Annotated in this window: 10 protein-coding genes; 4 read left to right on the top strand and 6 right to left on the bottom strand. The window is 67.2% G+C overall.

Annotated features, from left to right (window positions below; genetic code table 11):
• Both ACN4F8_RS02045 and ACN4F8_RS02040 read left to right on the top strand, forming a co-directional pair.
• Positions 1 to 953 (top strand): phosphatase PAP2 family protein (locus ACN4F8_RS02045; protein WP_419472058.1); only part of this gene is annotated, 953 nt, incomplete at its 5' end.
• 62 nt (positions 954 to 1,015) lie between these two features.
• Entirely contained in the window at positions 1,016 to 2,947 is a 1,932-nt protein-coding gene (locus ACN4F8_RS02040; protein ID WP_419472057.1) for a hypothetical protein, read from the top strand.
• Between the two features lie 21 nt (positions 2,948 to 2,968).
• Here the strand turns inward: ACN4F8_RS02040 and ACN4F8_RS02035 are convergent, their stop codons facing one another.
• The 4 genes from ACN4F8_RS02035 to ACN4F8_RS02020 form a co-directional block, all read right to left on the bottom strand.
• Positions 2,969 to 3,616, bottom strand: a complete 648-nt coding sequence (locus ACN4F8_RS02035; RefSeq protein ID WP_419472056.1) for a Crp/Fnr family transcriptional regulator — start codon at positions 3,614 to 3,616, stop codon at positions 2,969 to 2,971.
• A gap of 6 nt (positions 3,617 to 3,622) precedes the next feature.
• A complete protein-coding gene (locus tag ACN4F8_RS02030) occupies positions 3,623 to 4,318 on the bottom strand; it encodes a helix-turn-helix transcriptional regulator (protein WP_419472055.1) in 696 nt (231 codons plus the stop codon).
• A gap of 119 nt (positions 4,319 to 4,437) precedes the next feature.
• A complete protein-coding gene (locus ACN4F8_RS02025; RefSeq protein ID WP_419472054.1) occupies positions 4,438 to 6,153 on the bottom strand; it encodes a thiamine pyrophosphate-binding protein in 1,716 nt (571 codons plus the stop codon).
• A 21-nt stretch (positions 6,154 to 6,174) separates the two neighbouring features.
• Positions 6,175 to 7,413, bottom strand: a complete 1,239-nt coding sequence (locus tag ACN4F8_RS02020; RefSeq protein WP_419472053.1) for an MFS transporter — start codon at positions 7,411 to 7,413, stop codon at positions 6,175 to 6,177.
• A gap of 80 nt (positions 7,414 to 7,493) precedes the next feature.
• Between ACN4F8_RS02020 and ACN4F8_RS02015 the strand changes: the two genes are divergently transcribed.
• Positions 7,494 to 8,387 (top strand): AraC family transcriptional regulator, encoded by an 894-nt coding sequence (locus ACN4F8_RS02015; protein WP_419472052.1) that lies wholly within the window; start codon positions 7,494 to 7,496, stop codon positions 8,385 to 8,387.
• Here ACN4F8_RS02015 and ACN4F8_RS02010 read toward each other — a convergent pair.
• A complete protein-coding gene (locus tag ACN4F8_RS02010; RefSeq protein ID WP_419472051.1) occupies positions 8,354 to 10,831 on the bottom strand; it encodes a DUF1631 family protein in 2,478 nt (825 codons plus the stop codon). The two genes, ACN4F8_RS02015 and ACN4F8_RS02010, sit on opposite strands and share 34 nt — an antisense overlap.
• A gap of 219 nt (positions 10,832 to 11,050) precedes the next feature.
• On the opposite strand from ACN4F8_RS02010, the gene ACN4F8_RS02005 reads away from it, so the two are divergent.
• On the top strand, positions 11,051 to 11,308 hold the full coding sequence (locus ACN4F8_RS02005) for a hypothetical protein (RefSeq protein ID WP_419472050.1): 258 nt from the start codon (positions 11,051 to 11,053) through the stop codon (positions 11,306 to 11,308).
• A gap of 18 nt (positions 11,309 to 11,326) precedes the next feature.
• Here ACN4F8_RS02005 and ACN4F8_RS02000 read toward each other — a convergent pair.
• On the bottom strand, positions 11,327 to 11,626 hold a 300-nt coding region (locus tag ACN4F8_RS02000), incomplete at its 5' end, for an aldehyde dehydrogenase family protein (RefSeq protein WP_419472049.1).

Genomic DNA, 11,626 nt, shown 5'->3' with positions numbered 1-11,626 from the left:
TGGTCGGCCCGTTCACGGGCGCTTCCCTGCAGGTGGCCGAGCCTGGCTTCGACAAGCCATCCAACCTGGCGCTGTGGGCCGACGGTCCCCGTGTCGAGGCGTGCTTCAGTGAGCTGGTTGAAGGCTTGCTGTTCAGGACACAAAGCCCGAAAGAAGCGCTGCTGGAGTTCGCCAACCTGCAGGCCCGAACGCTGGAGCGCAAACCGCTGGTGTCCCTGCGTGCGCCCTCCAGGGCGCAGTTCAGAAAGCAGCTCGATCTGGTGGCTGCGTACGCCGATCTTCGAGGTGACCGCGCCATGGAAATCATGGCGCAGGTGACGCCACCCATGATTTTCTGGTCATCGGTGGTCGGGCTCACGGCGCACCGGCACAAGAAGACACTGCAACTGATGGACCTGGTGTTTTCGCTGTGTGTTCACGTCGAGATGCGCTTCAAGCACATCTTTGCCTGCCTTCGACCGGTGGCGATGTCACCGCAGATCCAGCCCATGATCGAGACACCGGGGCACGGCAGCTGGCCCAGCGGTCACGCCACCGAATCGTTCGCTGTGGCGGTGTTGCTGGAAGCCTTGCTCAACGCCGCGTCTCCCAAAAGCGGCAAGCCCAACGGCGCCGCGAGCCACGAGCAACTGCAGCGCCTGGCGGCGCGCATCGCGACCAACCGCGTGGTGGCCGGCGTGCACTTCCCGGTTGACAGCGCCTGTGGTCGCCTGCTGGGCACCGCACTCGCCGAATTCACGGTGGCGCGGGCCACCGGCGCCAAGGTGCATCAGCGTGGTTTTGATAGCAGCCTGTTTGAAGGCCCCAAAGGCGAACCGCTGGACTTCCATCTGCACCAGTCGATGAACCACACCAGCGGCCACGCGTACACGCGGTCGGCCAGCTCCACAGGCGTGGGCACCGCACCCTTGATCGCCTGGCTCTGGGAGGAAGCGATCAAGGAGTGGGCATGAGCGCAGCGCCGGGCCGCCCCAAGCAAGCTCGACCCGCAGTGCGCAGCACGAAGGGACCTCGAATGAACTCAAGCTGGGCTCCCATGCCCACCGGCGAATTCACCGGCATCGACTGGAACGCGCCGGGCGCCATCGACGGGCAAGACCCCTACCTCGCCTGGGCCGAGGCTGACAAGTTTGCGGGCTACCGCGTCAAGCCACAAGGCAGGCCGCCGAAGTGGCTGCCGATCGTTATCGAACTCACACCGGGTGCCAGCGTGCCGATGCTGGTGGAAGCCTCGAACGTCAAGTGGCTGCAGATACCGCGCGTGTACCTCAACCTGCCGGCGCTGCGGTTTTGCACAGCGCACGTGAAGCCCCGTTTTTTCGAGAAGCTGCGCTCTGACGCGACCCTGCGCGACCTGATCCAGCGCTTTGAACTCGGTCTTCCAGTGGGTCACCACACACAACCCATCAAAGACCCCTGCACACCCGGCTCGCACCCCGTGAACGTGCCCGGCCGCCTCAGCGGCAAGGTGCTGGGGCTCATTGACGGCGGACTGGCCTTTGCGAACGCGGTGTTCCTCACCCCCCAGGGCCGCACGCGGGTCAAACACTTCTGGCGACAGGACGACACCCAGGACGGTGACTGGCCGGGCAACGAGCCGCACCACCGCACGCCGCTGGACCCTGCACGCGCAGGCCACCGACCGCACGACATGGGCTACGGCCACGAACTCTCGGGTGCTGCGATCAACGCCGCCATGGCTGCGCACACACACCATGGGCGGCTGGACGAAGACGCGCTCTACCAGCACCTCCAGCTCTGGGAACTGAGCAAACCCGTCAGCCATGGCACGCACGTGATGAGCCTGGCCTGCGGCCGCGGCAACCCGCTGCAACCGGTGGACGACACAGCCAGCCGCTGCGATCTCATTGCCGTGCAGTTCGATGTGGCAAATGTGCGCGATACCTCGGGCGGTGCCATGAACGCGAGCGTGCTCGACGCGCTCATGTACATCCTGGCGCGCTGCACACCCGAGGCCCGGTTGGTGGTGAACATCAGCTGGGGCACGCTGGCCGGTCCGCACGACGGCAGCTCCATCCTGGAAGCAGCGATGGACCAGCTGATCGAGCTCTGCGAAGGACGCCTGCAAGTGACAGTGCCTGCCGGCAACGCCTACCAAAGCCGCACGCATGCCAACGACACGCTGGCGGCGGGTGCTTCCCTGCCTTTGCACTGGCGCGTGCAGCCGGACGACCGCACGCAAAGTTTTTTGGAGCTCTGGATACCCTACGGGGCACAGGGTGTGACGATCAGCGTGACGCCACCCGGACACGCCCAACCGCTGCCGCCGCTGCGCATGGGCCAGTCGGGTCTGTACAAGGGCGCCCACGGTTTGCCGGCGTGCAGCCTGATCTACCCGAACCAGTCGGCCTTGGGTGAGGGCAGCACCTGCGCCTTGCTTGCGCTGGCCCCCACATTCAGTCGGCATTCGAAATCGGCGACCGCGCCGTTCGGCTCGTGGACGGTGACGTTGACCAACACCGGCACGAAGCCCGTGGTGTTCGACGCCTACATCGAGCGCGACGATGTGGCGCTCGGCCAGCACACCGGGGCGCGGCAGTCGTACTTTGAAGACGAGCACTACGACACCAGCGGCAACATCGACAGCTTCGTGGACCACGAAAACAATCCCACGCCCATTCGCCGCAGCGGCACTTTCAACAGCCTCTCGACGGGCAGGAAGACAGTGAGCGTGGGTGGCATCCGCCGACACGCTTCACCCGGCGCGCACTTCGCGCTCTACTCCCCGCGCAAGCCCGACCCCGATGCCGGGCGGCCGCAACGCCCGGGCGTGAAAAAAGTGCCCGACACGCTGGCCGTGAGCGACGACAACCCGGCCTTGTGGGGCGTGCTGGGCGCTGGCAGCCTCAGTGGCAGCGTGGTGCGGCTGGCGGGCACCAGTTCGGCTGCACCGCTGGAAGCGCGGCGCCTGATCAACCTGCCTTGAATGCCGTGTGTGCCTTGAGCACTACCAGCGGGCTGGCAATGTCTTGAGCAGCCAGATCCATCGCTCGCGCACAGCGATGTAGCCACCGGTCTCCAGGTCTTTGAGCAGGCGGCTCACCATCTCGCGCGAGCATGCCAGGTGCTGCGCCATCTGCTGGTGGGTGAGCCGTTCCTTGAGAGCGCGTTCGCCCCGCTCGTTCGGAATCTGCGCCAGGGAATTGAGCAAGCGCACCAGGCGGCCATACACGTCGATCAGTGCCACGCTGCGCGCGCTCTCGGTGGCCAGGCGCGCCCGGCGGATCAGGCGGGCCATGAGTTCCAGTGCGAACTCGGGATGCTCGGCAATGTAGGCCAGCAAGGTGGCGCGCGTCACCACCGCGCAGGTGCTGGGCTCGGCCGCCTCCACGTTGGCCGAGCGTGGCCCACCGTCCAGCGACATCTCGCCCACATACTCCAGCGGGCCATAGAGCCCCAGCGTCAGCTCGCGGCCGTTGTTGTCCGACAGGAATGCCCGCAGACGGCCCTGCAGCACGATGTAGAGCGAGTCACCCGTCTCGCCCTCCTGGATCAGCAGCGTTCCTCGTCGGTAACGTCGCTGTACCCCCAGCGCTGCCAGCGCTTCAATGTGTTGGTTGGGATGTGCAAAGGCAGCGGGAAGAGTGACCGGCATTCATGCTCACGGGTGGATGGACTCCGAGGCATTGTGGGGCATGGGCATCACGATGCGCAAGGCGGGCACCACCGGGGGCAGGCTGTTGATGCGCTGCAGCAGTCGGCGGATGCTGTGCGAACCCGCCTTCTCCCGCAGGGTCTTGATCTGGCTGCGGATGGTGGACGGCGCCACCCCGTGCTCGGACGCGATCTCGGGGATCTCCAGGCCACGGCACAAACCCATGAGCACCGCTTCCTCGCTGGGACTCAGGCCGATGGTGCGGGCAAACATCCGCACCGCGAGGTTGTCGCAGGTGCTCTGGCGCGAGAGCATCACCAGGACGGTCGGCGCGTCGGCCTCCAGCGGATGGCTCAGGGGCGTGAAGGTCATGGCCAGCTCACGCTCACCTTTGGTCAGCAGCGCCAGGCGACGCTGGCCACGAAACGCCGCCTCCATCGCCAGTTGCATCTGCGCGGTGAATTCGGCGCTGCTGCCCAGCAGCGTGTTGCCATACGACACGAGCATGCGCCCGCTGGCGAGTTCGTGCCGCGCCAGGTGGTTGGCGTGCAGGATCGTGCCCTGCGCATCGATGATCAGCATGCCGTAGTCGACCTCATCGAGCACGCGCAACAAATGGGCCCGCCCCGTGGTGGGGTGGCCCGGCACGCCGCTCAGTTCAGGAACATCGGACGCTCTGCTTGCACCGCTTGCTTGCCACATGACCACTCTCCTTGGATGGGAAGACCCAGTCTAGGCAGCGGTGGTGCAGAGCGGCTGTGTGGCAATGCGGTGGCGTTTTGTGCGGTATTCACCAAACCGCTGCACGGAGGCGGTGCGGTTCAACCCCGCGGCGGCTCCACGGCCTGCGCGCGTGCCCGGATCGCCGCGAGCGTGCCCCGTGTCGTGATCACATCCACATCGAGCATCACCTCGATCAGTGCTCCACCGGGCGCGGCCAGCGCGCGCTGCAGCGCAGGCTCGAACTCCGCCGTGTGGGTGATGCGTTCGGCCACGTAGCCATAAGCCCGCGCCAGCGCGCAGAAGTCGGGGTTGGCCAGGGCAGAGCCGCTCACATGGGCCGGGTACTCACGCTCCTGGTGCATGCGGATGGTGCCGAAGCTGCCGTTGTTGAGCAGCAGCACGATGCTTTTGGCGCCGTGCTGTGCGGCGGTGGCCAGCTCCTGCCCGTTCATGAGGAAATCGCCGTCGCCCGCGATGGTGAACGCGGTGCGCCCGGTGAGGATGGCCGCGCCGATGCCGGCCGGCACGCCGTAGCCCATGGCACCGTTGGTGGGCGCGAGTTGTGTCTTGTGGCCTTTGACCAGACCGTGGTAGCGGTGGAACCGGTGCAGCCAGCTCGCAAAATTGCCCGCGCCGTTGGTGAGCACGGCATCGGTCGGCAGGTGCTTCTGCAAGGTGTGGATGAGGGCCGGCATGTCGATGGTGCCGGGCAGCGTGATGCCGCCGTTGGCAGGGTCGATGTTGGCCAGATAGTTGGCGTGGCAGGCCTGCGTCCACTCCACCCAGGGCAGCGTGGGCGGTGCTGTGAGCACCTCCAGGCTGCGCGCCGCCGCGTTCATGGTGGCGTTGATCGCCAGCGTGGGCTGGTATACCCGGCCCAGCTCCTCGGCGCTGGCGTGGATGTGCACCAGCTTCTGCTTGGGCACCGGCGCCTCGATCAGCGTGTAGCCGCCGGTGGTGGACTCGCCCAGGCGCGCTCCGATGGCGATCAACAGGTCGCTCTCGCGCACCCGCGCGGCCAGCGCCGGGTTGATGCCCAGCCCCACGTCACCGGCGTACAGCGCGTGGTGGTTGTCAAAGGTGTCCTGAAAGCGGAAGGCGTTGGTCACCGGCAGTTGCCAGTTCTCGGCAAAGCGCTGCAGCGCGGCGGCGGACTGCGGCGTCCAGCCGCCACCGCCGGCAATCACCAGCGGTCTCTCGCTGGCCAGCAGCAGCGTGCGCAGTTCGCGCAGCGCGCCCGGGTCGCTCCAGGCCTGGACCGGCTCCACACGCGGCAAGGGCGCAGCGTCCACGGTTTGCGTGAGCATGTCTTCGGGCAGCACCAGCACCACCGGGCCGGGTCGGCCGTTCATGGCGGTGGCGAAGGCGCGCGCCACGTACTCGGGAATGCGGCGCGCGTCGTCGATGCGCTCCACGCGTTTGGCCATGCCCTTGGTGGACGGGCCGAAGAACGACAAGTAGTCGACCTCTTGAAACGCCTCGCGGTCGCGCGCGTCGCTGGCCACGTCGCCGATGAACAGCACCATGGGCGTGGAGTCTTGAAACGCGGTGTGCAGGCCGATGGAGGCGTTGGTCGCGCCAGGCCCTCGCGTGACGAAACAGATGCCTGGTCGTCCGGTGAGCTTGCCCTGCGCCTCGGCCATGAAGGCCGCGCCACCCTCCTGGCGGTTGGTGATGAAACGGATGCGGTCGGCGCGCGCGTGAAAGCCGTCGAGCACCGCGAGATAGCTCTCGCCCGGCACACCGAAGGCGTGGGTCACGCCCTGGTGGATCAGGCAGTCAACGAGCAAATGGCCAGCGATTTGTGAAGTCATGTCGGCATTGTGCCGCGCCCGTCAACGTGCAGTGGCCGTGCGCTGACCCACACCCACCGCAGCAAACACCGACACCAGCAGCACCAGCGCAGCGCCGGCCAGCGTGAGCCCGTACCAGCCGCGGTCCATCGTCAGGCCAAAGATCAGGGGCGACAGGGCGAAGCCCACGTCGAGCCCCGAATACACCGTGCCATACACGCGGCCGGTGGCACCCTTGGGGGTGGCCTTCTTGATCATCATGTCGCGGCTCGGCCCACCCACACCCACGGCAAAGCCGGTGGCCGCCAGCGCCACCATGGTGCCCGCAGCGCCGAGCCAGCCGGTGGCACACACCAGCAGCAGCAGCGCGCCGCTGGTCATGGCCAAGGCCACCACGCGGTCGCTGGACCAGCGGTGGCTCTGGCTGTAAGCCGCCACAAAACCGCCGACCAGCATGCCCAGCGCCGAGCACAGCATGTAGGCACTGATGGTGAGTGTGGCCATCTCCACGCTCACACCGTGCACCACGTTGAGGATGGATGGAGCAAACGTCTGCACCACCGCCAGCGTCATGGTGGAGAGCAGAAAGAACGCGAAACACCACCACACCACCGGCAGTTTGAGAAAGGCCAGATCGCCGCCGCGGGGTGCATCGGCGTGACGCACCACCACCTCGGTCAGCAGCTTGTCGCGCTGCCAGAACAGCACGGCCAGCACCACCACATAGAGCAACGCCGCACCGAGGTAAGCGGTGCGCCAGTCGGCCAAGGCGGTGACGCCGATCAAAAACGCCGGCGCCAGCGCCCAGCCCAGGTTGCCGGTGAGCCCGTGGGCGCTGAAGGCATGGCCCAGCCGGGGTGCAGACACCCGCTGGTTGAGGATGGTGAAGTCGGCCGGGTGAAACGGCGCGTTGCCCAGGCCCGCGAGCATGGCCACCACCACCAGGCCACCGTAGCCCGTGGTCTGCGAGGCGGCCAGTGCGGCCAGCAAAAAGCAGCCGATGGCTGCGAACAGCACCGGGCGTGCGCCGATGCGGTCCACCACAAAGCCCGCGAGCGCCTGGCCCATGCCGGAGATCACGAAAAACAGGCTCATGAGCAGGCCGACGTCGGAGTAGCTCAGCCCGAAGTCGCGGATGAACACGGGAAACAGCGGCGCGAGCAGCAGGTGCGAAAAGTGCGAGGTGGCATGGGCCAGCCCCACCAGGCCGATCACGGTGGCGTCTTGTTTGAGGGGAACGGGGTTGGCGGGCGCAGCAGCGCCCAGGATGGCTGTGTTCATGAAAGGATCGTACGGCGCTTGCCGCGCGCACAATGGCGACGGAAAGACAAATATCGTCGAAATCCAGCCAACCTTCAGCCATGCCGCCTGCACACCGCCGCCCTGCCCCGCGCGCCCTGCCCCTGGGCGACACCGATCCGTTTCGCCCCACTCCCGAGCATCCGGTGCGCTGCCGTGCGCGAGAGCTGGACAGCGACAACCAGTTCGAACCGCACCACCACGCCTGGGGCCAGTTGGCCTACTGCGCACGCGGCCTGCTGCAGGTGACCGTGGTCCACCCGGAGGATGCGGGCGGCGAGCACTCACCGCTGGAGACCACCACCATCGTGCCGCCTTCGCGTGCGGTGTGGATACCGCCGCTGGCGCGCCACGCGGTGACCATCGTCGAATCAGCTCAATTGCTCACGCTCTACATCGACGCTGGAGCCGTGCCGTTGCACTGGAGCCGCTCGCGGGTGCTGGTGGTCTCACCCCTGTTGCGCGAACTGGTGCATGCCCTGAACCGGCCCCAGCGGCCGCAGCACAAGGCCGGGCGGGCGCTGCTCACGCTGCTGCTGGATGAGATGGAGCACGCCGACACCCAGCCACTGGGCGTGCCCATGCCCAACGCCACCGGCAGCGACCGGCGGCTGCGCAATCTGTGCGAAGCGGTGATGCAGGCACCCGCCCAGCACACCACGCTCTCCGCCTGGGCCACGCACGTGGGCGCCAGCGAACGCACGCTGGCGCGCCTGTTTCGCGACGAGCTGGGCACGAGCTTTCAACGCTGGCGCCAGCAGGTGGTGCTGGCGCACGCCCTGCCCATGCTGGCACGCGGTGTGCCGGTGGGGCGGGTGGCCGAGGCCAGTGGTTATGCGAGCGAGAGCGCCTTCTCGGCCATGTTCAAGTCGGCCATGGGCTTGCCGCCCACCCACCTGCGCGAGCAGGCAAGAGCAAATCCTCAGGCCGCCACGGCCTCTTCGGTTCGGGCCTGATCGGCCGCGATGGCCTCGATGGCCTTGCGCACCACGCTCTGACCGTCCACCGGGCGCAGCAGCCGGTTGGCAATCAGGCGCTCGCAGCTGCGCTTGGTCATGGAATGGGGCCGGCCGCCTCGGCTCACAAACATGAACAGCGTGCCGCGGTTGCTCGCCCAGATCAGCTGGGCGCGCAGCCATTCGCGGTGCGAGTACAGGTCGACCCAATCGCCTTCGCGCAAGCCCGCGAGCAGCGAGATGGCATCAAACGGGATGTCTTCCTCGCTCTGCGCATCCGACCCGGTGGCGGGCTGATCGGGTGCGGCTTCGCTCGCCGGGTGGTTGTCGGTGAGTTCGGAGAAGTCGGTGGGCAGGGTGTCTTCAAAGCCCGCCGCTTCCAGCTCATCGCGCCCGAGCCAGGGTTGGGCGGCCTTGCGGGGCTTGCGCTGCTCCGGCGTGGCGGGCAGGGTCTCGTCGAGTTCCATCGACATGGAGGAGGTTTCCAGCGGGACCGGGTTCGAGGCGCTCGCATCGGCCCGCGCGCGCGCGCGCCGCAGGCCCAGCACCGGCTGGTGCAGGCGCATGAGCGCGTCGAAGAACGGCTTGGTTTCCTCGCGCGTCTTGCCCAGGGACTCCAGGCCGGCGTGCAGCGTGCCCAGCATGCCCGGCACCATCTCCAGCAGTTGGGCCGGCAGGCGCAGCGTGACCTCTTTCTTCGTGCTCCACAGCAGGTTGGAGACCACCTTGCGGTAGCCGCCCGGGTCGATCTGGTCCCGGGGCGCGTTGAGCTGGGCCGAGGCGATCACCAGCGACCACGGGCCGTACAGAAAGTCGAGGATGAAACCAGGTGCGTGGTCCACGTCGGGACGCTGGCTCAGGTCCCAGGCGACCTGGTCGGCCAGGGTCTGGCGCGCTTCGGCGTGGCGGATGGCCTGCAGGTTGTTGTCCTGCGCGGCCACGTCGTGCCGGTCCTGGCTTTCCCACTCCTGCAGCAGTTCGTCGAGCGCAATCGAAAAGGCTTGCGGATCGTCGGTTTCGAGTTCGTTGAGGGCGTTGAACGCCTGCTGCACCGGCTGGAAGAACTCGGCGAACTCGCTGGCGAACTCGTCGTTGTATTTGAAGCTGCGCTGCGCCACGCACTCCACCAGACGGCGCGCCGGGTGGGCGTCTTCGCTGAAGAAGCGCGGGTTGGCCATGGCCAGACGCAAGAGCGAGGGCTCCAGCGCCACCACGGCTTCGCGCACCGGCGCCAGCAGCAGCGGGTCTTGCGCGACCTGGTTGACCAGCTTGCGCACCACGTCCAGGCCCATGGCCTGCGCCACGCGTTCGGCCTTTTGCTTGAGCTGCATGAGCACGCGGGCGCGCTCGTGGGCAGCGGCAAAGTCGCCCCAGGTTTTCTGGCTGAGCTGGGTGCCGATGTCCACCGAACGCGCCGGGCGGTCCACCACCGGCAGCGCCTTGTACTGCTCGCTGCGCCGCACCACCATCGACTCGTCGAGCGTGGGGATGGCGGCAAAGGCCTCGATGGCCGCGAGCTCTTCACTCACCTGCTCGTAGTACTCGGGCGCCAGCGTCTGCTCAAAGCGCTGGCCGCCCTTCTCCAGGAAGTTGTGCAGGTGCTGGTTGTCCACCGCCGTCTGCAGGCGGGCGAGCTGCGGCATGTCGGGCACGAAGTCGCCAAAGTGGGCTTCGCCCGTGCTGTCGCCGCGGTGTTCCAGCGGCGCCTGGCCCGAGGGATTCCAATCGGTGGCCGCCGGGCCGGCGCCGCGCCCGGCCCGGGCAGCACTGGCGGCCGAGCGCGCGGCCGCGCCTGGGGCTTCAGCCAGCAGGCGCACGCGGTAGCCGGCCTCCTGCACATTGGCCCGCTGCAGCACCAGGGTGAGCCGGACGTACAGCCCTTTGAGTTCGTGACCCAGCGCCTTGCCGCAGTGGCGCAACCACAGCGCGCGCAACTGCGAGTCGGGCTCATCCAGCGACATCATCTCGCGCAGCGCCCGCACAAAAATGGCCGGGCGCAACGGGTTCATGTCGGCCTGCACCGTGGCCAGGCCCTGCAGCGAACTCATGAGCGCGTCCAGCACCTTGAGCTCCTGCTCCAGCGGTGGCAGCAGGCTTTGCAGCAGGCGGGCCGATTCAATCGATTCGGTGACCGTGTCGTCCTCCACCAGCGAGAGGTAGGCGGACTCGGTCAGCAAGGCGGTGCGCGATGAAGCGGGTGCGTCGGTGGGCACGGCAAACGCTTCGCGCAGGCGCTGCGGGTAGTCGGACACCCAACCCTCTTTTTCCTGGCGGATGCGCCACCAGGCGTTGGCAAGGCGGTCGCGCTGGGCCAGCTCAAGGCACTGTTTCTCGGCTTCCTGCAAGCCGACCACCGCCGCATCAAGACAGCGCCCGAGCATCGCGGGGGCGTCTTCAAGTGCCTCGGCAAGGCACTGCTGCAGCAATCTGGGGGGCACCGTCATCGGCTGAACGCGGCTGTGGGCCGCCGGGTCAAGATGTGAAACAAGTCACGGTTATACCCGTGCATACCACCGGGGGCATGACACCCCAGAGATAAGGCGGATATCGGTCACCGAACGGTCAACCCGGCCGCCAAGAGGCGGGCTGACGTCAAAACGCTGTCACAACTGGCATGCAACATGCGTAGGTGCTGTCAACGCATCGGCCTCAGGGAACCAACAATGATCCAGACCACCACCCGGCGTTACGCCAAGACCAACATGGCGTGGGAAGCCCTCTCGCGCCCCGACGCGGTGGGCCGTCAAGCCCACACGCTGCTGCTCATGGCCAACGGGCGGCGCAGCGAGCAGGAGTTGTCCCTGCTGCTGGGCTCGGACGTGTCCGAGCTGGCCTACGGGTTGATGGAGAAGGGTTTTCTGCAAAACACGGCAGCGCTCACGCAACCCGACGCCGACGACGACGCACTGGCCGGCGCCTGAGCCGCCTTCACCGAAAGATCACAGCCAGCGCTTGAGCAGGCCCATGATCTGATCGAAGCGCGCTCCGTAAGGCGGGTAGAACACATGCCCCATCGAGAAGCGCGACTGCACCAAAACGGGTTTTTGCTGGGTGAAGCGCAGGAAGCCGGTTTCACCGTGGTAAGCGCCCCAGCCGCTCTCCCCCACACCACCAAAAGGCAAACCTTCGTGGGCCACATGCATCAGCGTGTCGTTGACGCTCACGCCGCCACTCACCGTGTTGGCCATCACCCGCTCGCGCGCGGCGGTGTCGTTGCCGACCCAGTACAGCGCCAGCGG

It is taken from the genome of Hydrogenophaga sp. (assembly GCF_048549895.1).
GTDB lineage: Bacteria > Pseudomonadota > Gammaproteobacteria > Burkholderiales > Burkholderiaceae_C > Hydrogenophaga.
The sequence above is the reverse complement of the archived record's forward strand: the minus strand, read 5'-3'. Positions and strand labels throughout refer to the sequence as shown.

Bases quoted from the DNA above. Each gene is read 5' to 3' on its own strand.
- ACN4F8_RS02040 (WP_419472057.1), top strand. From the start codon at position 1,016: ATGAACTCAAGCTGGGCTCCCATGCCCACCGGCGAATTCACCGGCATC.
- ACN4F8_RS02035 (WP_419472056.1), bottom strand. From the start codon at position 3,616: ATGCCGGTCACTCTTCCCGCTGCCTTTGCACATCCCAACCAACACATT.
- ACN4F8_RS02010 (WP_419472051.1), bottom strand. From the start codon at position 10,831: ATGACGGTGCCCCCCAGATTGCTGCAGCAGTGCCTTGCCGAGGCACTT.
- ACN4F8_RS02005 (WP_419472050.1), top strand. From the start codon at position 11,051: ATGATCCAGACCACCACCCGGCGTTACGCCAAGACCAACATGGCGTGG.
- ACN4F8_RS02025 (WP_419472054.1), bottom strand. From the start codon at position 6,153: ATGACTTCACAAATCGCTGGCCATTTGCTCGTTGACTGCCTGATCCAC.
- ACN4F8_RS02015 (WP_419472052.1), top strand. From the start codon at position 7,494: ATGCCGCCTGCACACCGCCGCCCTGCCCCGCGCGCCCTGCCCCTGGGC.
- ACN4F8_RS02030 (WP_419472055.1), bottom strand. From the start codon at position 4,318: ATGTGGCAAGCAAGCGGTGCAAGCAGAGCGTCCGATGTTCCTGAACTG.
- ACN4F8_RS02020 (WP_419472053.1), bottom strand. From the start codon at position 7,413: ATGAACACAGCCATCCTGGGCGCTGCTGCGCCCGCCAACCCCGTTCCC.